Annotated in this window: 20 protein-coding genes; 17 read left to right on the top strand and 3 right to left on the bottom strand. The window is 58.7% G+C overall.

Annotated elements, in window-relative coordinates; translation table 11 throughout:
* Positions 1-7 precede the first annotated feature (7 nt).
* The 8 genes from GS620_RS01740 to GS620_RS01705 all read left to right on the top strand — a co-directional run bounded on the left by GS620_RS01740 (position 8) and on the right by GS620_RS01705 (position 11,009).
* Positions 8-589, top strand: coding sequence for a TIGR02281 family clan AA aspartic protease (locus GS620_RS01740; RefSeq protein ID WP_152457745.1), 582 nt, complete (start codon positions 8-10; stop codon positions 587-589).
* A 48-nt stretch (positions 590-637) separates the two neighbouring features.
* Positions 638-1,258 carry an ImuA family protein gene (locus GS620_RS01735; RefSeq protein WP_171613777.1) on the top strand — a complete coding sequence of 207 codons (621 nt, stop codon included), beginning with the start codon at positions 638-640 and terminating at the stop codon, positions 1,256-1,258.
* Positions 1,259-1,320: 62 nt separating this feature from the next.
* A complete protein-coding gene (locus GS620_RS01730) occupies positions 1,321-2,535 on the top strand; it encodes a CynX/NimT family MFS transporter (protein WP_171613775.1) in 1,215 nt (404 codons plus the stop codon).
* The gene (locus GS620_RS01725; protein WP_171613772.1) at positions 2,532-3,128 is read left to right on the top strand and encodes a YceI family protein; all 597 of its coding nucleotides are present in this window, start codon (positions 2,532-2,534) and stop codon (positions 3,126-3,128) included. The genes GS620_RS01730 and GS620_RS01725 overlap by 4 nt, the downstream gene beginning before the upstream one ends.
* Before the next feature lie 80 nt (positions 3,129-3,208).
* Complete coding sequence (locus GS620_RS01720; protein ID WP_171204610.1) at positions 3,209-4,429, top strand: MFS transporter; 1,221 nt, start codon at positions 3,209-3,211, stop codon at positions 4,427-4,429.
* Positions 4,430-4,719: 290 nt separating this feature from the next.
* Positions 4,720-6,465, top strand: a complete 1,746-nt coding sequence (gene metG / locus GS620_RS01715; protein WP_171613770.1) for a methionine--tRNA ligase — start codon at positions 4,720-4,722, stop codon at positions 6,463-6,465.
* Positions 6,466-6,767: 302 nt separating this feature from the next.
* Positions 6,768-7,868 carry an efflux RND transporter periplasmic adaptor subunit gene (locus GS620_RS01710; protein ID WP_171205018.1) on the top strand — a complete coding sequence of 367 codons (1,101 nt, stop codon included), beginning with the start codon at positions 6,768-6,770 and terminating at the stop codon, positions 7,866-7,868.
* A 3-nt stretch (positions 7,869-7,871) separates the two neighbouring features.
* Positions 7,872-11,009 (top strand): efflux RND transporter permease subunit, encoded by a 3,138-nt coding sequence (locus tag GS620_RS01705; RefSeq protein ID WP_171613768.1) that lies wholly within the window; start codon positions 7,872-7,874, stop codon positions 11,007-11,009.
* A gap of 71 nt (positions 11,010-11,080) precedes the next feature.
* Here the strand turns inward: GS620_RS01705 and glpD are convergent, their stop codons facing one another.
* Complete coding sequence (gene glpD / locus GS620_RS01700; protein WP_171614479.1) at positions 11,081-12,664, bottom strand: glycerol-3-phosphate dehydrogenase; 1,584 nt, start codon at positions 12,662-12,664, stop codon at positions 11,081-11,083.
* Positions 12,665-12,844: 180 nt separating this feature from the next.
* Between glpD and GS620_RS01695 the strand changes: the two genes are divergently transcribed.
* From GS620_RS01695 to GS620_RS01670, 6 genes are all read left to right on the top strand, one after another.
* Positions 12,845-13,606: a DeoR/GlpR family DNA-binding transcription regulator gene (locus GS620_RS01695; RefSeq protein ID WP_171613766.1), complete on the top strand. Its 762-nt coding sequence runs from the start codon at positions 12,845-12,847 to the stop codon at positions 13,604-13,606.
* A 109-nt stretch (positions 13,607-13,715) separates the two neighbouring features.
* The gene (locus GS620_RS01690; RefSeq protein ID WP_171116330.1) at positions 13,716-13,871 is read left to right on the top strand and encodes a DUF5993 family protein; all 156 of its coding nucleotides are present in this window, start codon (positions 13,716-13,718) and stop codon (positions 13,869-13,871) included.
* 10 nt (positions 13,872-13,881) lie between these two features.
* Positions 13,882-14,451 (top strand): disulfide bond formation protein B, encoded by a 570-nt coding sequence (locus tag GS620_RS01685; RefSeq protein ID WP_171613764.1) that lies wholly within the window; start codon positions 13,882-13,884, stop codon positions 14,449-14,451.
* 35 nt (positions 14,452-14,486) lie between these two features.
* Positions 14,487-14,849, top strand: coding sequence for a DUF3302 domain-containing protein (locus tag GS620_RS01680; RefSeq protein ID WP_152457735.1), 363 nt, complete (start codon positions 14,487-14,489; stop codon positions 14,847-14,849).
* 21 nt (positions 14,850-14,870) lie between these two features.
* Positions 14,871-16,016, top strand: coding sequence for an HlyD family secretion protein (locus GS620_RS01675; RefSeq protein ID WP_152457734.1), 1,146 nt, complete (start codon positions 14,871-14,873; stop codon positions 16,014-16,016).
* 11 nt (positions 16,017-16,027) lie between these two features.
* On the top strand, positions 16,028-17,578 hold the full coding sequence (locus GS620_RS01670; protein WP_253283777.1) for an efflux transporter outer membrane subunit: 1,551 nt from the start codon (positions 16,028-16,030) through the stop codon (positions 17,576-17,578).
* Between the two features lie 3 nt (positions 17,579-17,581).
* Here the strand turns inward: GS620_RS01670 and mprF are convergent, their stop codons facing one another.
* Positions 17,582-20,191, bottom strand: coding sequence for a bifunctional lysylphosphatidylglycerol flippase/synthetase MprF (gene mprF, locus GS620_RS01665; protein WP_371809765.1), 2,610 nt, complete (start codon positions 20,189-20,191; stop codon positions 17,582-17,584).
* 117 nt (positions 20,192-20,308) lie between these two features.
* Positions 20,309-20,737, bottom strand: coding sequence for an Lrp/AsnC family transcriptional regulator (locus GS620_RS01660; protein WP_152457732.1), 429 nt, complete (start codon positions 20,735-20,737; stop codon positions 20,309-20,311).
* 86 nt (positions 20,738-20,823) lie between these two features.
* On the opposite strand from GS620_RS01660, the gene rocF reads away from it, so the two are divergent.
* Genes rocF through GS620_RS01645 form a run of 3 tightly spaced genes read left to right on the top strand, consistent with a single transcriptional unit; the run spans position 20,824 to position 23,714 of the window.
* The gene (rocF, locus tag GS620_RS01655; RefSeq protein ID WP_171168506.1) at positions 20,824-21,744 is read left to right on the top strand and encodes an arginase; all 921 of its coding nucleotides are present in this window, start codon (positions 20,824-20,826) and stop codon (positions 21,742-21,744) included.
* Entirely contained in the window at positions 21,744-22,664 is a 921-nt protein-coding gene (gene ctlX / locus GS620_RS01650; RefSeq protein WP_171168508.1) for a citrulline utilization hydrolase CtlX, read from the top strand. Before rocF ends, ctlX begins: the two co-directional genes overlap by 1 nt.
* Positions 22,665-22,673: 9 nt before the next feature.
* The gene (locus tag GS620_RS01645; protein WP_171168510.1) at positions 22,674-23,714 is read left to right on the top strand and encodes an ornithine cyclodeaminase; all 1,041 of its coding nucleotides are present in this window, start codon (positions 22,674-22,676) and stop codon (positions 23,712-23,714) included.
* The last annotated feature ends 91 nt before the right edge of the window (positions 23,715-23,805 follow it).

Here is a 23,805-nt window from a genome sequence, read left to right as displayed (position 1 = left end):
GAACCCTGTGGACAGCGTCGATATCGGACAACTGGTCTATCTGGTCGTGCTTGGGCTGGCCGTCGCGTTCTGGTTCGTTTCGCAAAACCGCCAGTCCCTGAACAAGACGTTGCAGCAGGTGATGGCCTGGGTGTTCATTTTTGTTGGCGTCATCGCCGTCATCGGCCTGTGGGAAGACATCCGGTCTTCGGTTGGCCCTGCCCCGCAGATGACCGTCACCGGCAACGCAATCGAGGTGCCTCGTGCCTATGATGGTCATTATTACCTTCCGGTTTTGGTGAATGGTGAGCCGATCAACTTTCTTGTCGACACCGGCGCCAGCCAGATCGTTCTCAGTGCCCGGGACGCAGAACGTGTAGGCATCGACCCCGATCAACTGAACTATTTCGGCCGCGCCCTGACCGCCAACGGCGAGGTGCGCACAGCACCGGTGCGGCTTGACACCCTGACCGCAGGCCCCATTACCGACCAGAACGTATCGGCCTGGGTCAATGAGGGCGAGCTGGATAAATCGCTTTTGGGGATGGAATATCTGCATCGTTTCTCGAGCGTCCAATTTGCAAATGGCAAGTTGATCCTGTCTCGTTGACGGCCCTGATCACTTGAGAACAAAAATAGAACATGCTAGCATTCCGGCATGTCCACTCAACTTCTTGGCCACAAAACTGCGCGTCAGGCACCGGGGGTAAAGCTCCATCCGCAGATCACCCTGGAACTGGGCCGCGTGCACGAGGCATGCGGCCCCGCCCGGCGCAGCTTTGCCATGTGGCTGGCCGGTCAGACGCAGGGGCCAGTCTTGTGGATTTCCCCCGCCTGGGAACCCGGCCAGCTGAACCCCGATGGGATGATGGCCTTTGCCGATCCGGCCCGGTTCATTTTTGTTCATCCCACCCGTGCCGAAGATCTGCTGTGGTGCCTGGAGGAGGCGCTGCGCAGCGGGGCCATTCCGCTGATCATCGGCGACCTGCCCGGCGCACCGGGGCTCACGCCGATACGCCGGATGCATCTGGCCGCCGAACAGGGGGGTGCGATGGGGCGGGCTCCGCTTGGTTTGCTGCTGACACCCGGAGATGGCGGCGCGCAAGGGGTTGAGACGCGCTGGCACATGGCGGCCACCCATCGGGATGAGGCTCGGATCTGGACCCTGACACGCCGCCGCGCCCGTGCCCTGCCCCCGGTCACATGGCAGGCCACCATGACCGCCGCCCGTGCCGGGTTGCATCTGGAACGGATCGAAACCGAAGACACACCGGCATAAAGCCACACGGATCACGCAAGATGTGACTGGTCAAAACGCGGGCCGCGCCCTAGCGTCACCACATGAGCCACCCGATCCATGACAGCCGCTATTCCTGGCTTCGCCTTCTAATCACGCTCGCCATTGCAACAGTGGCGAATGTGGGCATGTGGGCCGTGATCGTGGTCATGCCCGCAGTCGAAGCCGAATTCGGGGCCGGTCGTGCCGAAGCCTCGATGCCGTACACTCTGGCGATGATCGGTTTTGCCCTGGGCAACATGTGGCTGGGGCAGGTGGTGGACCGGCTGGGCGTTACCAGCGCCCTGATCGGAGCAGCCGTCTCAAGTGCGCTGAGCTATGTGCTGGCAACGCTGGCACCGAGCATAGTGTTGCTATCCGCGGCGCATCTCCTGCTGGGGCTGGGCACATCGATTGGGTTTGGCCCGCTGATCGCAGATATCTCACATTGGTTCATGAAACGGCGCGGCATTGCCGTCGCGTTGGTCGCCAGTGGGAATTACCTGTCCGGCGCCATCTGGCCCACCATGCTGTCCGGAATTCTGGCGCGGGATGGGTGGCAACAGGTCTATCTGACGCTCGCCGTGCTGACGCTTGTCGTCGTCATTCCCCTGTCGCTGCTGCTACGCCGCAGGGTTCCGGTCGAGGCACACAGCACCGCCGCAGCATCCGCCCAAATCAATGCACGAAGTGTCGGTGTGTCACCGCGCGCGCTGCAATATATTCTGGGCCTGGCCGGGATCGGTTGTTGCGTCGCCATGTCGATGCCACAGGTTCATATCGTCTCCTATTGCGTCGGGCTGGGATATGGGCCCGCGGTCGGGGCCGAGATGCTGTCACTGATGTTATTGGGTGGTGTTGTCAGCCGGATCATCTCGGGTTTGTTGGCAGATCGGCTTGGCGGGGTCCTGACGCTTTTGATCGGTTCGCTCCTGCAATGTATCGCCCTGTTCCTGTTCCTGCCCTACGATGGAATGGTGTCGCTTTATGCCATCAGCCTGCTCTTTGGTCTGGCACAGGGCGGCATCGTGCCCAGCTATGCGTTGATTGTCCGCGAATACATGCCGCCGCAAGAAGCTGGTGCGCGGGTCGGGTTCGTCATGATGATGACCATTCTTGGCATGGCACTCGGTGGCTGGATGTCAGGATGGATCTACGACCTCACCGGAAGCTACCAACTGGCGTTCGTGAATGGCATCCTTTGGAATGGTCTGAACATTGCGATCGTTCTGATGCTGCTCAGAAGATCCCGCCCCACACGGGAAGGTGTCATGGCATGACCCTTCTGACCCGTCGCAGCCTGCTTGCCGGGCTGGCAACCCTGCCCCTGACCCAGGCGGCACAAGCCGCATTGCGGCCATACATCCTGTCGGATGAAGGCACCCGGGTCGGGTTCACGTTTGATATTGCGGGGGTGACACAGTCAGGGACGATGCCGATCCGGACCGCCAATGTTCAGATTGACACAGGTCGGCTACAGAACAGCCAGGTCACGGTGACACTGGACGTCAGCAAAGCCAGAACGCGGCTTCCCTTTGCCCGTATGCCCATGCTCAGCCCCAGCGTTTTGGACGCGAAGCAGCACCCAACGATCCGGTTTGTGTCAACGGACATACAACTGGGCGCGGAAGGGCGGATATCAGATGGCGCTCGGATCACGGGTGATCTGACGGTCCGCGGCGTGACCCGCCCGATCACGTTGGAGGCCAATCTGTACCGGCAGGTAGGAAGTGCAGTGAACGATCTGAGCCGCCTGACCATTGGCCTGAAGGGCGCTTTGAACCGGCACGACTTCGGAGCTTCGGGCTATCCTGACCTGGTTGACGACACCGTCGGCCTGGACATCCGCGCCGAGATCATACGCGCGACCTGATCGCCGAACGGCAAAAAACGACTCGCTAAAGTCGAATTGATGCGCGCATTGTGCGGCGACCCTGCCAATCTGAGACCACCATGCGCACGATCATTTCATTTGCAGCCCTGTTTCTTTCGGTCATTCTGCTTCAGCTTTCGACAGGAGGCGTCGGGCCACTCGATGCCATATCCGGCATCACGCTGGATTTCACGACCGAACAGATCGGTCTTTTGGGGTCTTCGCACTTTCTGGGGTTTTTCATCGGCTGCTGGTGGGCACCACGTCTGATGGGCAATGTCGGTCATTCGCGCGCATTTGCAGTTTGCACCGCGTTGGGCGCGATGGGCCTCATCGGACATACGCTGACCGAAAACCCATATATCTGGGCCGCCCTGCGTGTGGCCTCGGGCACCTGCGTGGCAGGCGCATACACGGTGATCGAGGCCTGGCTGAACGCGAAGGTCACCAATGAAACCCGAGGGCGTGCAATGGGAACGTACCGGATCGCGGATATGGGCGCGTCCCTGTGCGCCCAGTTGATTATCGCCGTTCTGCCCCCGGCCTCTTACGTCTCGTATAACCTGCTGGCGATCCTGTGCTGTGCGTCACTGCTGCCGCTGACGCTGACCAAAGCAAGCCAACCCAAGACACCTGACGCGCCCCGCCTGAAACCCAAGCTGGCTTGGCGCAGCTCACCCTTGGCCGTGGCTGGCGTGATCGTGGCCGCGCTCAGTTCGGCCTCGTTCCGAATGGTGGGTCCGGTTTACGGGCAAGAGGTCGGACTTGGCGTCGATCAGATCGCATTCTTCCTGGCCTCTTTCGTACTTGGTGGAGCGCTTGCTCAATACCCCGTCGGCTGGCTGGCTGACAAATATGACCGGCGCTGGGTGCTGATCTGGCTGTCGGCTGCCGCGGTACTCAGCTGCGGCGTCACCATGGCAGCCAGCGGCACCGGAACGATCGGGGTTATGTCGGCGGCCGTGTTCTTTGGCCTGACAACCTTTCCGATCTTCTCGGTCTCATCCGCCCACGCAAACGACTTTGCCACGACCGAGGAACGGGTGGAACTCTCGGCTGCCCTGATGTTCTGGTTTGCCTTGGGGGCAATTGCATCGCCCTACATAACCTCGACCCTGATCCAGAAATTTGGCCCGGGTGCCCTTTTTGCCTTCGTGGCGTTCGGGCATGTCTTCCTGATCGTGTTTGGTCTGGCGCGGATGCGGTCACGCCCAACCCCCGAGGAGCGCACGAATTATGTTTACGCCCCGCGCACCTCATTCACGATTGGTCGCCTTCTGAAACGGTCGCGGGAAGAGTGAAAAACTGGGCACCCCCGCTGTTCTTTGAATGTCTTTTGTGATCACCCTGGCCTTTTCGGTCGGTTCGGTATGGAACAAGGACGGGGCACTGCGACTCGGATTCAAGGCGTTGGAGTCCCTCTGCTTGCCCCAAAGCTTTGGACATGTCCCCGGAACGCGATCCAGATCGTTGCGGCAGCACGATTTTCGTTGCCTTCGGGGTCTAAATCGACAAGCAGGCCAAAGCCGGGCTTTTGCTGGGCGATCACATCATGTAGACGGGCGCGCAGACAGTTACGCGGAAACGGATCATGGCTCGGATTCTCATCACCTCGGCGATCCCCTACATCAACGGGATCAAACACCTCGGCAATCTGATCGGCTCGCAATTACCGGCTGATTTGTACGCGCGTTACCAGCGTGGCCGGGGGAACGAGGTCATGTTCCTGTGCGCCACGGATGAACACGGCACACCCGCCGAGCTGGCCGCCGCCAAGGCTGGCAAGCCGGTGGCGGAGTATTGCGCTGACATGTATGCGATTCAGGCCGATATCGCCAACCGGTTTGGTCTCAGCTTCGATCACTTCGGCCGTTCGTCCAGCGAGCAGAACAAGCGCCTGACCCAGCATTTTGCGGGCAAGCTGGATGACGCGGGCCTGATCCGCGAAGTCAGCGAGAAACAGGTGTATTCCAACGCCGATGGTCGCTTTCTGCCTGACCGCTATATCGAAGGCACCTGCCCCAATTGCGGCTATGATCGCGCGCGCGGCGACCAGTGCGAAAACTGCACCAAGCAGTTGGATCCGACGGACTTGATCGATCCGCGCTCGGCCATTTCCGGATCGACCGACCTGGAAGTACGCGAGACTAAGCACCTGTATCTGCGTCAATCCGCGATGAAGGACAAGCTGGATGCGTGGATCGACAGCAAGACGGACTGGCCGGTCCTGACCACTTCGATTGCCAAGAAGTGGCTGCATGACGGCGACGGCTTGCAGGACCGTGGCATTACCCGCGATCTGGACTGGGGTGTACCGGTCAAGAAAGGCGATCAGGATTGGCCGGGGATGGAAGGCAAGGTCTTTTACGTCTGGTTCGACGCCCCCATTGAATACATCGCCTGCGCCAAGGAATGGGCGGACGCCAACGGCAGGACTGATGCGGATTGGGAACGCTGGTGGCGCACCGACAAGGGCGCGGACGACGTGCGCTATGTCCAGTTCATGGGCAAGGACAACGTGCCGTTCCATACGCTGTCCTTCCCGGCCACCATCCTGGGCACCAACGCCCATAATGAAGAGACCGGATCGCCCGAACGCTGGAAGCTGGTGGATTACATCAAGTCGTTCAACTATCTGAATTATGACGGCGGCCAGTTTTCGACCAGCCAGGGCCGTGGCGTGTTCATGGATCAGGCGCTGGACATTCTGCCTGCCGATTATTGGCGCTGGTGGCTGCTGAGCCATGCGCCCGAAAGCAGCGACAGCGAATTCATCTGGGAGAACTTCCAGCAATCGGTGAACAAGGACCTTGCAGACGTTCTGGGCAACTTTGTCAGCCGGATCACCAAATTCTGCCGCTCGAAATTTGCTGAGACCGTGCCCGAAGGTGGACAGTTCGGCCCCCGCGAGCAGGCCTTGATCGAAGAGCTCACCAAACGCGTCCGCGCCTATGAAGGCCATATGGAGGCGATGGAGGTTCGCAAATCCGCGCAGGAGCTGCGGGCAATCTGGGTCGCAGGAAATGAATATCTACAGGCCGCGGCTCCGTGGTCCACATTTAAAGAAGACCCCGAGCAGGCCGCTGCGCAGGTACGTCTTGGCCTGAATCTGATCCGGCTTTACGCCGTTCTCAGCGCACCGTTCATCCCCGACACCTCGGCCCGCATGCTGAGCGCGATGAACACGCTGGATACCAGCTGGCCCGATGATGTTGCCACCGCGCTGAACGCCTTGCCGTCCGGTCACGATTTTACCGTGCCAGACGTTCTGTTCGCCAAGATAACGGATGAACAGCGCGAAGAATGGCAGGACAGGTTCGCGGGAACCCGCGACTGATCGGTCCGGCGCATTGGACGCAGGGGGCTCGTTTCGGGCCCCTCTTGTTTGGGCCCCACGGCCACGTCAGGGCCTAAGCCAGCATAGTTGCTTGAACTTTTGACCTCCGCCCCGACCGGGGCGGGACTCATCACGCTTGAGATATCGGCACAAAAAAGTCATCCTGAGATCAGGTTCCTCCGACTCGCGTCGCCCTGGCGACTGGGTCGGTATCTTTTGTTTCCGCATCGAACGAGGCTTTCGCCATGTCCCCAGCATTCCTTTCACCCAACAAGATCAGCAGGCATTTGGCCGCCGCATTCATGCTGATGTCCTTGGGTTTGGCGCATCCGGCGACCGCGCAGGAAGAAGGGGCACCACCAAAGGTTTCCATAGCGGCGGCCTATACCGAGGAAATCACCGACGAAGCCACGTTCATCGGACGTGCCGAGGCAATCAACAAGGTCGATATCGTGGCGCGGGTGAACGGGTTTCTCAACAGCCGCGAGGTCGAGGATGGGGCGACTGTCAAAGAAGGCGATCTGCTGTTCACCATCGAACCCGACCTGTACGAGGCGACGCTGGAGGCCCGAAAGGCCGATCTGAACCGGGCCGAAGCAAATCTTGAACTGGCAAAGGTCGATCTGGCGCGTAAAGAAGAGCTCTACAAACGCGACGCGACGCCAGAGTCAGAACGCGACATTGCCCGCGCCAACGAACTGGTCGCCGAGGCAGAGGTGAAGGCGGCCAATGCTGCGATCCAGCAGGCCGAGCTTGACCTGAGCTACACGCAGATACATGCGCCATTCGACGGCCGTATCGGCAGGATCACGACCAGCGTCGGAGATGTGGTCGGACCAAACAACCCTCCTCTGGTCAATATCGTCAGTGAGACGCCCATATATGTGAATTTCTCGTTGAACGAAAAGCTCTTCACCTCAGTCTTACAGACTTATGGTGAAAACTCGGCATCGCTGGCGGAAAGCCCGCAAAGCCCGAACGTGCACGTCATCCTGCCCAATGGCACCGAGATGGATGAAGTCGGCAGACTTGTATTCGTTGACAACCGTATCGACCCATTGACCGGCGCAATTACCGTTCGCGCCCAGTTCGACAACGCGGACCGGCTGATTCTGGACGGCGCCTTTGTGAATGTGCAGATCGAAGCGCTGGAACCGACCTTGCAGGTTCTGGTGCCTCAAGCCGCCTTGCAGCGCGATCAGCGGGGCGAGTTTGTCCTGGTCGTCAACGACAAGCAGATGGTTGAACAGCGTTACATCACCACCGGTGACACGGTTGGAACCGCGATTATTGTGCTGGACGGGCTGCGCGAAGGCGAAAGCGTAATTGTCGAGGGCCTGCAACGGGTTCGCCCCGGCGTCGCTGTTGACGCAGTCGTCGCCTCTGAGCAACCGGGAGAGTAACAGATGTTCTCAGCCCTGTTCATCAGCCGGCCCAAGCTGGCGCTCGTCATTTCGCTGGTGCTGACCATCATGGGCGGTATCGGATACCTTGTGCTGCCGGTCGCGCAGTTTCCCGATATCACCCCGCCCGTGGTCAATGTCTCGACCACCTATACCGGCGCAAACGCCGAGACCGTTGAAAACACAGTCGCCGCGCCGATTGAGGCGCAGGTCAACGGTGTGGACGACATGATCTACATGACGTCCAGATCATCGGATAACGGGTCCTATTCGCTGGATGTGACCTTTGAGGTCGGCACCGATCCCGACATCGCATCGGTCAACGTTCAAAACCGGGTGGCGCAGGCCATGTCATCGCTGCCAGCCGAAGTGACTTCGTCCGGCGTGGTGACACAGAAATCTTCGACCAACATGCTGATGCTGGTAACTCTGACTTCACCAAATGGGACCTATGACAGTGTGTTCCTGTCGAACTATGCCTCGATCAATCTGCGCGATGCGCTGGCGCGGGTGCAGGGCGTCGGCAAAGCCGATGTTCTGACCAACCTTGAATACGCCATGCGGATCTGGATGGATCCGGACAAGATGGCGGCACTGTCCATCACACCGGGGGATGTCATCAATGCGATCCGGGAACAGAATATCGAAGTGTCCGCCGGTTCGATCGGTGCGCCACCCGTTCCCGAGGGGCAGACGTTTCAATACACGATCAAATCCAAAGGCCGCCTGACATCCGCAGAGGAATTCGGTGACATCGTGATCCGAACAGGTGACGCCGGTGCCATCGTCCGCGTCAAAGACATCGCCCGGGTAGAGCTTGGCGCAGAATACTATGCGGCTTCGGGCTATTTTCAGGCGGTTCCAGCCACGGTCATCGGCATCTATCAGGCCCCCGGTGCAAACGCTTTGGCGGTTTCGGAACGTGTGCAGGCGGAATTGGCGCGGCTGTCCCGCGCCTTTCCGACGGATGTCGAATATGATGTCCCCTTCAACACGACCGACTTTGTCGAGGCATCTTTGAACGACGTGGTCTCGACCCTGATCCTGACCTTCATTCTGGTTATTTCGGTTGTGTTCGTGTTCCTGGGAAGTTGGCGCGCAACGATCATTCCAGCCGTGGCAATCCCGGTATCCCTGATCGGTACTTTTGCCTTCCTGCTAGCGTTCGGGATGTCGCTGAACACCATCTCGCTGTTCGCCTTGGTGCTGGCCATCGGTATAGTGGTGGATGACGCCATCGTCGTCGTCGAGAACGTGGAGCGCATCATTGCGGATGAAGGGTTGCCCCCTGCTGAAGCGACCCGAAAAGCCATGGGCCAGATCACGGGTCCGGTCATCGCGACCACACTGGTTCTTTTGGCGGTGTTCGTGCCGGTGACGTTCATGCCCGGCATCTCGGGGCGGTTGTATTCACAATTTGCGGTCACGATCTCGACCGCTGTCGTAATCTCGTCCATCAACGCGCTGACCCTTTCGCCTGCCCTGTGCGGCTTGGTTCTTCGCCCCCGGTCCGGCCCTCCCAAAGGGGTGCTTGCGATGTTCGAAAACTTCATCGGCACCGTGCGCAACGGCTATGTGGCCATTGTACGAAAGCTGTTGGTTTTTCCGGCCATTGCGCTGGCCATCGTGGTTGGGCTTGGCTTGGGAACCGGGACAATCATGTCCAACACCTCGGCCGGATTCATTCCGCTTGAAGACAACGGGTATCTGTTCGTTGATGTACAGTTGCCTGATGCCGCAACATTGGAACGGACCGAGGCGGTGACCGCACGTCTGGATGAACAGATAAGTGAAATCCCGGGCGTCGCGAGCACGGTTCTGGTCAACGGTTTTTCGATGCTGAACGGCACGATCACCAACGGCGCTGCGATTTTCGTCAACCTCGAAAACTGGAGCGAACGGCAGGAAGACGATCTGAGCGCGGACGCCATTCTGGCCAAAGTGCTGGCGATCGCGAACGGTGAATCAGCAGCTTCGGTCCTTGCTTTCAACCCACCGCCCATCCAGGGCCTTGGTATGTCCGCCGGTGTCGAGATGGAAGTTCAGCAAACCGGCGGTGGCACTCCGCAGGATCTGGCATCGGCCGTGGGTTCGTTCGTGTATTCGGCCAATCAGAGACCCGAGATCGGGCAGGCCTATACAACCTTCCGCGCCAACGTCCCGCAGCTGTTCGTTGATCTGGACCGCGAAAAGGCCAAAACGCTAAATGTCTCGGTCGCCGAGATTTTTCAGACCATGCAGGCGCAGCTGGGGTCTTACTATGTCAATGACTTCAACCTGTTCGGCCGTGTCTATCGCGTGATGATTCAGGCCGATGGGAACTATCGGGACAATGTCGAAGATATCGCGAACCTCTATGTCCGTTCTCAAAACGGAGACATGGTGCCGCTGGGGACACTGATCGACGTTGAAAACGTGCTGGGTCCGGTCCTTCTGAAGCGCCACAACCTGTTCCGGTCGGCCACGGTGACGGCGGTCCCTGCACCCGGCTTGTCCAGCGGCGATGCAATCAGCGTGATGACCGAAGAATCCGCAACCGCCCTGCCCCCGGGCTATGCGTTCGAATGGACGGGGACAGCGCAGCAGCAGCTGGCTTCGGGCAGTCTGGTGATCATCATCCTCGGGCTTGCCATCCTGTTCGGTTACTTGTTCCTGGTGGGTCAGTACGAAAGTTGGACCTTACCTGTTTCAATCCTGCTTTCCGTTGTCGTGGCCTTGTTTGGGGCCGTGGCGGCGGTGGCCATCGTGGGCAGTGACATCAACCTCTATACACAGATCGGTATGATCATGCTTGTCGGGCTGGCCTCGAAGAACGGTATTCTGATCGTCGAGTTCGCCATGGAGCAACGCGCCAAGGGGCTTTCCATCAAAGAGGCCGCCGCAGAGGCTGCGTATCAGCGTTTTCGCGCTGTGATGATGACTGCGCTGTCCTTCCTACTTGGCGTTGTCCCCCTGCTGGCCGCGAACGGAGCCGGTGCCGCCAGCCAGAAGGCGATTGGTGTCGCGGTATTTGGCGGGATGCTGGCCGCAACGCTGGTTGGTGTGATCGTGGTGCCCGTGCTCTATGCCCTGATGCAAGGCATGCGGGAATGGTTGAAGGGCAGCAAGAGCGACCCCGACCCTACAGAAAAAGCCGCCTGAACACAGAAAGCCCCATCTGAACTGATGGGGCTTTTTTGCAGATACGCTGACAGCCTCGAGGCGTTTTCAGGCTACCCCTTATCCGCGGACCGTTCGGACATCCATTGATCGATCCGCGCAATCTGCTCGGCACTCAGCCGCAAGCCCAGCTTGTTGCGGCGCCAAACCACATCTTCGGCTGAACGGGCATATTCCTTGTCCATCAGCCACGCGACCTCTTGCGCTGTCAGGGTTGCGCCAAAATCCTCTCCCAGATCGGATATCTGTTTTGCATCACCCAAAACATCCCTTGCTTCGGTCCCGTAAGCTCTGATCAGGCGGGCAGCCCAGCTTTCGGTCAAAAAGGGATAGGCCGCCAAAAGATCGCTTTTCAGGGTTTCGACGGCATCCACCGGAAAATCCCCCCCCGGAAGTGCGGCACCAGCGGTCCAGGGGCCGGGCAGGTTCGGAAAAAACTCACCGACCTTCTCAAGCGCGCTTTCTGCAAGCCTGCGATAGGTCGTGATCTTGCCGCCGAACACATTCAAAACAGGCGCCCCGCCCTGCGCATCGACTTTCAACGTGTAATCCCGCGTTGCAGCAGTGGCACTGCTTGCGCCGTCATCATAAAGAGGCCGCACGCCGGAATAGGTCCATACGACATCGTCACGGGTTACGGCACGTTTGAAATACTTCGATGCAAAGGCGCACAGGTAATCCTGCTCGGCCTCGGTGCAGACCGGTTTGGTCGACGGGTCCGGATGATCCTGATCCGTTGTCCCAATCAAGGTAAAATCCTGCTCGTATGGTATAGCGAAAATGATGCGGCCATCTTCGCCCTGGAAAAAATAACACTTGTCGTGATCGTAAAGCCTGGGCGTCACGATATGACTGCCCCGAACAAGCCGCACGCCCTCGCGAGAGTTCACGCGGATCTTGGATTGAATGATGTCGCCCACCCAGGGCCCACCCGCATTGATCAGCATTTTGGCCCGGACCACACGAGTCTCACCACTGCTCCGATCCCGAACGGACACTTCCCAAAGATCACCGACCCGCTCGGCCGAGGTCACTTCGGTTCGGACCATGATCTGCGCGCCGCGCGACTCGGCGTCACGCGCATTCAGGACCACCAATCGCGAGTCTTCGATCCAGCAGTCGGAATATTCATAAGCCGTTTCGAACTTGTCCTGCAACGGGGCCCCCTCGGGTGCTGACCGCAGGTTCAATGACGTCGTGCCTGGCAGGATTTTGCGCCCGCCCAGATTGTCATACATGAACAGGCCCAACCGGATCAGCCAAGCCGGACGCCGCCCACGCATCCACGGCATGACCGTGCTGAGCAACCGCGAGGTCGGCGTTTCGGAATCAAACCGCATATCCTTGTGGTAGGGCAGCACAAAACGCATGGGCCAGCTGATATGCGGCATCGCGCGCAGCAGGGTTTCACGCTCGATCAGGGCCTCACGCACCAGGCGAATTTCAAAATACTCAAGATACCGCAATCCGCCGTGAAACAACTTGGTCGAGGCAGAGGACGTGGCAGAAGCGAGATCGTTCATCTCGGCCAGCGTCACCGAAAGACCCCGCCCGGCGGCGTCCCGCGCTATTCCACAGCCATTGATCCCGCCACCGATGATGAAAAGGTCTGTGATCTGGTTGTCCGTTGACTGCATATCCATTGATTCCCTGCCTGACACGGTTGCGGGCATTAGCCAGAATGACTTTCGCTTCGTCAATGTTTATGTTCGTTTTTTTTCTTTTTGCAACACAGATATGATTTTCAAGCAAGTTGGCTTGCCAAAATCGACAAAAAGAACAAAAACGAAAATCAATCCTCTACACCGGAACTGCCCATGTCCTTGTCCTTTCGCCAATCCGACATTCTGGAAATCGCCAGCACCGAAGGGCGCGTTACTGTCGAGGGGCTGGCTGAACGCTTTGGCGTCACCGTTCAGACGATCCGGCGCGACCTGACCGAGCTTGCAGACGCGGGCAAGCTGGACCGGGTTCACGGGGGCGCGGTTCTCCGCTCGGGTGTTTCAAATATCGGATACGAGGACCGCCGCGCGCTGAACGCGGACGCCAAGACCCGCATCGCTCAGACCTGCGCGGCTGATATCCCGGATGGCGCATCAATTTTCATGAACATCGGAACCTCGACCGAGGCCGTGGCAAGGCAGTTGCTGAACCACAAGAACCTGCTGGTGGTGACCAACAACATGAACGTTGCAAACATTCTTGTCGAAAACCCGGACTGCGAAATCATCATGGCCGGCGGCGTTTTGCGTCGAACAGACGGGGGGCTGATCGGCAACCTGACCGTATCGGCCATCCGGCAGTTCAAATTCGACATCGCCGTCATAGGATGTTCGGCGCTGGACACGGATGGCGATCTTTTGGACTTCGACTTTCAGGAGGTTCAGGTCAGCCAGGCCATCATCGAGAAGGCGCGCCGCACTTTTCTGGTTGCCGATCATTCGAAGTTTCAACGCTCGGCCCCGGCGCGGATAGGATCAATTGCCGAACTTGACACGGTCTATAGCGACCTGCCCTTGCCCGGCAAGCTGCCAGAGCACTGTCGCGAGTGGCAGACTGGTGTCATCATCTGCGACTAGAGGCGGGCAAATAACAACGTCCGGGCGAGTTGCGCGGCTTGCCAGATCGAACTTGGCCTGACACTATCCTTCATACAAGAATTTGTGCACGGGAGGGGAGGACCGGGCCATGATTGCGCTTTTATTTTCGTTGTTTATCGCCACGATGGGGCTGAACTATTTCAAGTTGACCAAGGCTGGCAACGCCTTGTTTTTCGTCACGTTGGCCATGTGTATCTACTGGCTGAAATTCCACGCCACCACACCGCTGACAATTCAACTCTGAGGGGCTTGCCATGACACCTGAACTGTCCCGCACCCTAAACGCGATCGGTATGCTTGCCGTCTGCCTTGTACTGGCGTTAGCGTTTTTCTATCAGCTTGTCCTCTATGAGCTGCCCTGCCCGCTTTGCCTGCTGCAACGAGTTGGGTTCGTTGCCGTCGGCGTGGGGCTTGGTTTGAACCTGCTCTACGGTCCACGACCGCAACACTATGCCATCGTGCTGATAGCGGCCTTGTATGGCGGCACTGTATCGATCCGCCAAATTCTTCTGCATATCGTACCCGGCACCGGGCACTACGGCTCTCCTGTTTTGGGCCTGCACTACTATACCTGGGCAGGAATCGCCTTTTTCCTTGTGTTGCTGGGCACGTCGATCATGCTGTTGTTTGGTCGCCAATACGCCGACCCTTCTGGTCAGGAACCAAGGTTCGGCGGAAATGCTCTGGCCAAGATCGCGTTTTTCGTCATGCTGGCTTTGGCGGTGCTGAACGCGGGTTCAACCTTGCTGGAATGCGGGCCGGGTATCTGCGCCGACCCGCCGACAAGCTACAAGTTGATTGACGAATTGGACGCCGGCAACTGAAGATACCGTAACCTTCCCCAAAAGGAGGCGCGAGCATGGGATTACTGGGACAACCGCTTGGCTATTATGACTATCTGACTTTCGTGGCATTGATCCTGCTTCTGGCGGCGGTGATGGCACTGTTTCTCTTTCTCATGGGTCTTCCGGGTCGGATTGCCATCAAGCGCAACCATCCCCATGCCGAGGCCGTAAAGATCATGGGCTGGATGGGATTTCTGGCCGTGGTGCCCTGGGTCCATGCCTTCATGTGGGCGTTCCATGATGGCGTTACGGTCGACATTCGCCGTGGCCCTGACGAGGAAAAAGACGCCATTCGTGATGAAATCAAACGTCTGGGTGGTGATGTCCGGCCTGAATATCAAGGTCGTCTGGACACAGACGATCCGCAGCAAAGCTAAGGCCAGAGGAAGTCACAAAACATGTTTGTCGCCCTTGGCATAACGCTATTTTACATCATTTTCGTCTGGCTTATTTTCTTCAAGCTGGAACTGCTGAAATTCAACATCGCCTGGGGCATCGTATCCTTTTGGGTTGGCGCGCACCTGTTGCTGATTTTTCTGGTCGCATTGCGGTTCTTTCAGCCCTTCTCGGCCGACAGCCACGTGGTGCGTTCGACCATACAGATCATTCCCAAACTGACACAGCCGACGATCCTGACCGAAGTTCTTGTGGAACCGAACACACCGGTCACCAAGGGCGATCCGCTCTACCGCTTTGATGACACGGTATTTTCACTGGCGGTAGACAATGCGCAGGCGCAATTGGTCGCCGCTGAACAGAATTCCAAAATTCTGGAACAGGATGTGATCGCGTCGACCGAAGCTGTTGAACGCGCAAACGCGCAGCTGGCCTATGCGCAGACTCAGCAAGCCCGGTACGAAACTCTTGTGCCCGCCGGTGGAGCGCGGCAAGACGAACTGGACCGTTGGAACGAGCAGGTGACCGAAGACCTTGCTGCCGTCAAACAGGCCGAAGCAAATCTGGAAAAGGCGCAACTGGCCGTGGAGTCCCAGATAGACGGCGTGAACACCGGTATTCTTCAGGCAAGGGCGCAGTTGGCCGAAGCTGAGTATTTTCTTGAAAACACAACGATCTACGCGCCTGAAAACGGCATGATCGTATCGCAACAAGCCCGCCCTGGTCTGGTCGTCGGCGATGTTCGACTGGGCGCGATTGCCAGTTTCGTGACCGAGGACAGCCCCTATATCCTTGCGACCTTTCGACAGCAGAACCTGAAATTCGTGGAACCGGGGCAAGAGGTCGAAGTGGCGCTGGATCTTTACCCGGGCGAAATCCTGACGGGCAAGGTCGAGGCGATCTGGTGGGCCACGCGCCAAGGGCAACTGATCCCTTCAGGCCGCCTGCCCGGCTTTGAACTGCCGAAACTGCCCGGTCGAATTGCCGTGCAGATCACCGTCGATATCCCGGAAGGGCACACTTTCCCGGCTGGCGGCCACGCCGCCGTGGCGATCTACACCGGCATGGGCAAAAGCTTTGAGTTCCTGAGACGCATCAACATCCGTCTCTATTCCTTCGCCAACTTCATTCGACCGCTGGATATCTGAGGATGCGCGCCATGACACTCCGCCGGTTGATGGGAACTGCACTTTGCGCCGCCACCTTCGCGGCCTGCACGCCCGTGGGGCCCGATTTCGTGCGCCCGAACTCTCCGGTCGTCAAGCAATGGATCGAGGTAAACAGCCCCAGCGTCGGCCAAAGCGGCCTGACATCGCGCAGCGCACCCGTGGTCAAATGGTGGGAGACATTCAATGACCCGACCCTCAACCGGCTGATTGCCGAAGCTTATGCCCAGAACCTGACGCTTCAGGTCGCGGGCGCGCGGGTGCTTCAAGCGCGGGCACAGTTGGGGATCGCTTTCGGCGAATTGTACCCGCAATCCCAGGCCATAGGCGCGTCTTTGCAGCGGCGGCAAATCAGCGACAATCTTGGGCCTGTTGCCGATATCAACCGGATCATCCCCCTGGATACCGAATTCTCGACGTCTCAGGTTGGGTTCGACGCCCAGTGGGAGCTGGATGTCTGGGGCGCACAACGGCGCGGCGTGCAGGCGGCGCGGTCGAATCTGGCTTTGCAGGTCGCAAACTATGATGACGCATTGGTGACACTGACCGGCGACGTGGCCGCGCTCTATGTCAATATCCGCGCGTTGCAGGAATCGTTGGCGGTCGCCCGGGAAAACATCAAATTGCAGCAGGAATCGGCGGACCTGACCCAGCTGCGGTTCAACAACGGGGTCACGACCGAACTGGACGTTCAGGAATCCACTGCCCTACTCAACAATACCAAGGCCTTGGTGCCCGAGTTGGAAAGCGACCTGCAACAGACCAAGAATGCGCTGGCCGTGCTGCTGGGGGCCACACCGTCCCGGATGACCAACCTGCTGGGGAATTCCGGCCGTATCCCGTCAGCGCGAACAAATGTGGCCGTTGGGGTGCCGGCAGAATTGCTGCGCCGCCGCCCGGATGTCCGCGCGGCGGAACTGGCCGCTGCGACTCAATCGGCACAGGTGGGTATCGCGATGGCTGACCTGTATCCTCAGTTCGTGCTGTCGGGCGCAATCGGTTTGCAGGCATCGGGCGGGCGCGATCTGTTCAGCGGCAACAGCACCACCGGTCTGGCCAGTGCCGGCGTGGTCTGGAACGTGCTCAACTATGGCCGCATCAAAAACAATGTCCGCGCGCAGGATGCGGCATACCAAGCGCTGATTGCCAATTATCAGAATACCGTTCTGACCGCGTATTCCGAGGTGGAAAGCGCAATGGTCGCCTATGCGCAAGCGCGAAAACAGGTTGGGTTCTATCAGAAAAGCGTCGAAGCTTCGCGCAAGGCCGCGGATATCGCCGTAAGCCAGTACAGGGATGGAATCGCCAGCTATTCTCGCATTTTGAACACGCAGACCGCGCTTTTGCGGTCGCAGGCAAATCTGATCGAAGCGCGGCAGCAGGTGTCCAGCAATCTGGTTGCCGTTTACAAGGGTCTGGGCGGCGGATGGCAGATCCGGCAAAACCAGGAATTCCTGCCTGAAACCGTGCTGGCGGAAATGGCCTATCGCACCGATTGGGGCGATCTGCTTGAAAAAACCCCGACCCGGGCCAGCCTGAACTAGGCGCTACTTGGCCAACCCGCGCAGCCCACCCGAGATCAAAATATTGACCTCGTAAAGGATGCGGGGCGCAGCCAGCCCGCCGGGGCTAGCCAGATAGTTGGGGCTCCATTCCGGATCGAATTTCTGTTTGAAGGCGCGCAAACCTTCAAAATGATAGAACTGCTCGCCATGCTCATAGACAAAGCCGCCGATGCGGTTCCAAAGTGATGCAAGCTGACGGTTTTCGATCCCCGAAAACGGCGCCGCACCCAATGAGAACCAGTGGAACCCCTGCTGCGATCCCCAGTTCATCATCTCGGCAAAAAGAGCATCCATGACAAAGCTCGGGCTGTCAGGCTCATAGCGCATCAGATCCAGCGACAGCTCGGATTTGTTGCCGCCCTGAAACAGGTTGGCAAAGGCCATGATCTTGCCTGTCTTACCGTCACGCAGAACCGCATGATCGAAATATGACAGGTACTGATCGTCAAAGCCCCCCAACGCAAAGCCCTTTTCGGCACCCGCCTTTTGCGCCAGCCAATGGTCTGAAATCGCGCGCAGTTCCGGCAAAACCGGGGCCAGGTCTTCTTTCGGGACGATCTCGAATACATAGCCCTCCCGCTCGGCCCGGTTTCTGGCCTGTCTGAACCGCTTGCGTGACTTTCCGTCCAGCGAGAAATCCTTGAGCGGAACCCGCGCGACCTCACCAATCTTCAGGATCGACAGGCCCAGGTCCAGAAATGTCGGCAGGTACTTGGTTGAAACACTGTAGAAGGCACACAGTTTTCCTTCTCGGTCCGCCATTTCCCTGAGTTGCCAGATCAACTGCCGCCCCGCCGTTTCATCACCAACCGGCTCTCCCTTCGAGATCAGAGCGTTGCCCGTGTCTGCATACGCAATGAATGCGGTCTGATCCGGTGAGATGAGGAACTGCTTGTCACCGGTAAGCGAGATTTGGGATTCGGTATCTTCGCACTCCATCACAAGCCGTTCAACGACCTCGGGGATTTCCGTGCGCACAGGCGTCGGAATCTCTCGCCCGAACAGAGAGTTCACGGCCACGACGCCCACGATCACCGCCACGATGAGGCTGGAGCGCAAAAAGCGCGAAGCGTCACCGTTCCAGGCAAACTCCCACCACAGGGCGTTCTGGTACTCGACATGGGAATAGGCGAACAGTCCGATCCAGAATATCACCGCCAACAGCGCCACGACACTGACCAACCAAGGAATATTCAGCCTGAAGATCGACGCGCCACTGACCCGATAAAACGCCCCGCGGAACATCGCCAGAAGGCCAATCGTGCCCAGCATCGACAGCGCTTCGTGAGTGTCCAGCCCCTTTGCCAGCGAGGCAAAGAACCCGGCCACCATCAACAACATTGCCACCACCCATGCGCGGTAGAGCTTTCGAAACAAACCGCGGGACACCAGCAAAAGCAGCACGCCGACAGCACTGCCGGCAAGGTGCGATGCCTCGACAAACGACAGCGGCAAGACCTCTCTCAGAACGCCAAGGTTCTGCGTGCCCGCTGGCAATGCGCCGGACACCAGCAGGACCACCCCCGCCACGGCCGCAACCCCGGCTGCCGCCATCGGAACAATGGGACGGATGACCCGATAGACCCATGTCGCGGCGCCACCGATCCTGTGCCTTTGCGTCAGTGCGGACGCGATCGCAATGGACACGCTGGCGATACCGAACGGCAAGAAGGTGTAAACGACGCGATACAGCAACAAGGCTGCGATTACATCCGAACGTCCCGACAACCCAAGCCCTGCGATCAGCGTGGCTTCGAATACCCCAAGCCCGCCCGGTGCGTGGCTGAGAATTCCAACGGCGATGGCGGCGATGTAGATCGTGAAGAAATAGGGATAGCCAACGCCCAGATCGTCCGGCATCAGGACATAGAGCGCCATGGACGCGCCAACCAGATCTCCAATGGCGGCCAGTGTCAGAAGGCTGGCCAGTTTGCCACCCGGCAAGTCAAACCCGATACCGGCGACGGCCAACCGCCTGCCGCCGCTGGACAACCATATGAACATCGCAACCAATGCCCCCAATAGGCACAGCCCGATGACGGTTTCCACCGTTTCGCTGACAGGCATCACTTTGGAAATTCCGTCCGGATGCACGGTCAGCAACACACCCAGAACCAGAACAAGCCCCATCCAGAACGCGACCCAGGATGTCGCGATAACCCCGGCCACCCGCCCCAGATCCAATCCCAGCGACGCATATATCCGATACCGGATCGCAGTTCCGGTAATGTAGGAAAAACCCAGACAGTTCGACACGGCATAGCCGCTGGCCCCTGCCATTCCGGCAACAGGCAATGGCACTTTGCCGCCAGCTACACTTTGCACGGCAAACACATCATAGAGCGACAGCGACAGGAAACTGAACGCGGTCCAGCACAAGGCGAAAAACATCAGTTTCCACGACGTCGTTGCGATATCTGTCTGAACATCTGACCATTTCACATGCGCTGACAAATCATGCAGAACCGTCAGCGCGATTCCGGTCACGAGAACCGGTATCGCAATCCGCAGCCAGGGTTTTTCCAACATGGCCGCAAGCTTTTCTGCCCAGTGCACGGCCAGAGGTTCACCGTCACTTTTCGCATTGGTCATGCTGCACGTCCCCGCCAGTTTCTGATCGCAGATACCACGCGCGGCTCACCCGCCCGTCGACGATTCAGACATCATCTGCCAACGGACTCTGGCACATTTTGGTTTTATCTCAAAGCGCTAGAGCCGCCCCTTGCGTGTTGACAGCAAAAGGTTCGTTTCCGAACGCGTCACGCCGTCGATCCTTCGGATCTGAAACAGAACCTCATCCAGTTCAGCCAGGGTTTCCGTACTGATCTCGGCGATCAGATCCCAACTGCCATTTGTCGAATGAACTGCCGTCACCTGACGCATGGCACCGATCCGGGCCATGACGCGTTCCGTCCCGCGCCCCTCAATCTCGAGCATCATCAACCCGCGCACCGGGCTTTGCGCCAGATCGCGACGCGTCAGGACGGTAAAGCCGACGATTTCACCGGACTGTTTCAGCCGCTGCAACCTGCTGCGGACCGTGGTGCGGGTCACGCCCAGTGTTTCCGACAGCTCTGACAGGCTTGCCCGAGCATCCCGCTGCAACGCATTGAGCAGTCGATTGTCCAATTCGTCCATAGCGCTTTCTCATAAAGAATTTTCCGAGACCATTTTGAGCATTTTGCCGACTTCACGCAAGACAGTCGGACGGCCTAAATGAACACATGGAAATCAAGGATATCATACTGGTTGGCGCCCCAATGGACGCCGGGAAGCGTCGTCAGGGATGCCGGATGGGACCTGATGCGTATCGCGTGGCAGGGTTGGATCAAGCGCTGTCTGATCTTGGTCACACCGTTCACGATTGGGGCGACGTGCAGGCCGAAAACGTCGACATTCCCCAACACCCGCACCTGTTCGCCCTGCCCGAATGCGTGGGGTGGACGCACGCTCTCAGCAAAGCTGCGCAAGACGCGGCGGGTCAGGGCATTCCGATTTTCATGGGGGGTGATCACGCCCTGTCCATGGGTACGGTGGCCGGGATGGCCGCCCATGCCGCTCGGATCGACCGCCCTCTCTTTGTGCTATGGCTTGACGCCCACAGCGACTTTCACACTCCGGACAGTACCGGCAGCGGCAATCTGCACGGCACGCCGGTGGCGTATTTCACCGGCAGACCCGGATTCGAGGATTTCCCCCCTTTGCCGGCCGTCATACCGACGGATCGCGTCGGCATGATCGGATTGCGTTCTGTCGACCCGGCGGAACGGGCGGCGCTGGAGCAAGACCGCGCCATGCTGGCGGATATGCGCAGCATTGATGAAAACGGTATCAAAGCCCCCCTTTTGGCCTTTCTTGATCGCGTGAAGGCAGAAAACGCTCTGCTACATGTTTCTTTGGATGTCGATTTCCTCGACCCGGCAGTGGCCCCCGCGGTCGGCACGACCGTGCCCGGCGGTGCAACCGAGCGCGAAGCTCACCTGGTAATGGAACTGCTGCATGAAAGCGGACTTGTCTGCTCGCTGGACCTAGTCGAATTGAACCCGTTTCTGGATGACCGGGGCCGAACCGCAAAACTGATGGTCGATCTGGCCGCCTCGTTGATGGGTCGCCGTATCTTCGACCGTCCCACCCGGAGTTTCTGATGCTGTCTCTTCAAGCGCCATCTGCCGCCGTCATGATCCGGCCGCACGCTTTTGCGTCCAATCCGGAAACACGCGATGACAATGCCTTTCAAACGCTGAGCACCGCATCCGCCCAGGCCACGTCGGAAGCGGCCAGGGATGAACATGATCGGGCGGTGCAGCAATTGCGCGACGCCGGAGTCACTGTTCATGTGTTTGACGATTTCGGCGACCTCAACACACCTGACAGCGTTTTTCCAAACAACTGGTTCTCGACGCATCCCGGCGGCCATGTGGCGATCTACCCGATGTTCGTGCCATCGCGCAGACGCGAACGCCGGACCGATGTAATCGAACTGCTCAAACAGGAATACCGTGTGCAGGATGTCATCGACTATTCCGGGCTGGAACAAGACAACCTGGCCCTGGAAGGGACCGGCGCGATGGTGTTGGATCATGTGGCCCGCATCGCTTACACGGTGACGTCCAATCGCGCCGATCCGGTCCTGTTGGAACGGTTTTGCACACATTTCAACTATGAACCAATCGCCTTCGAAGCCCGCGATGCCAAGGGCCGGGACGTTTATCACACCAACGTTTTGATGGGTATCGGCACGCATTACGCCCTGATTTGCCTCGACATGATTTCGGACCCGGCCCGCCGCATGACCGTTCGCAATCGGCTGGAAGAATCCGGTCGAACGGTCATTGACCTGACGCACGACCAAATTGCCGAGTTCGCAGGCAACGCCATTGAACTGACCGGACGGGATGGGTTGGTTCTGGCCCTGTCCAGCAGGGCACTTGCCGCCCTCACACCAGACCAAATCGCAACAATCCAGGACAGTTCAACACCGTTGCCGCTGTCCGTTCCAACAATTGAAACCGCCGGTGGGTCCGTGCGCTGCATGATTGCAGGCGTTCACCTTGCCCGCCGATAGGAGAGCACCATGCAACCTTCAGACAAGGCCCTGGTACCATTCGTTTCCGTCGACAACATGATGCGACTGGTACACCACATTGGCGTCGAACAGATGATCACGCAGATTGCCGCTCAGATCGAGGCCGATTTCAAACGATGGGAAAGCTTCGACAAGACACCTCGCATTCCGGCGCATTCTCCTCATGGCGTGATTGAGCTGATGCCAACTTCGGATGGCGAGGCGTACGGGTTCAAATACGTAAACGGCCATCCCAAGAACACCTCCGAAGGGCTGCAAACCGTTACCGCATTCGGCCTGCTGGCGGATGTCTACACCGGATATCCGACGCTGTTGACCGAAATGACAATGCTGACCGCGCTGCGCACGGCGGCGACTTCGGCTCTGGTCGGGCGCTATCTGGCCCCGAAAAATGCCAAGACAATGGCCATGATCGGCAATGGCGCACAGTCCGAATTCCAGTGCCTGGCCTTCAAGGCAATGTGCGGGATCGACACCGTTCGGCTTTATGATATCGATCCGAATGCCACGTCGAAATGCGCTGCGAACTTGCAGGGCAAGGGCCTGACCGTCATCCCTTGCAAGACGCCGGAAGACGCCATTGAAGGTGCCCAGATCATCACCACCTGCACGGCAGACAAGAAATACGCAACGATCCTGACCGACAACATGGTCGGGCCCGGCGTGCACATCAACGCCATCGGAGGCGATTGCCCCGGCAAGACCGAGTTGCATCGCGACATCCTGTTTCGTTCGGACATCTTCGTCGAGTACCCCGAACAAACCCGGATCGAAGGCGAAATTCAGGCGCTGGACGCCGATCACCCTGTGACCGAGATGTGGCAGGTCATCACCGGCGCCGCCAAGGGGCGCATCGATGAGCGGCAGATCACTTTGTTCGACAGTGTAGGCTTTGCCATCGAGGATTTCTCGGCCCTGCGCTTTGTGAAACAGGCGATTGAAGGCACAACCTTCTTTGAACCTCTGGACATGTTGGCCGACCCGGACGATCCGCGCGATCTGTTCGGAATGTTGATGCGAGCTGGATAGCGCGCGATCTTGGGGGCTCTGCCCCCGTCGCGCTGCGCGCGCTTCCCCCGGGATATTTTCAGCCAGATGAAGCAAGGGATCCGAACTTCAT

It is taken from the genome of Ruegeria sp. HKCCD6428 (assembly GCF_013110595.1).
GTDB lineage: Bacteria > Pseudomonadota > Alphaproteobacteria > Rhodobacterales > Rhodobacteraceae > Ruegeria.
This window is presented reverse-complemented; position numbering and strand designations above follow the sequence as displayed.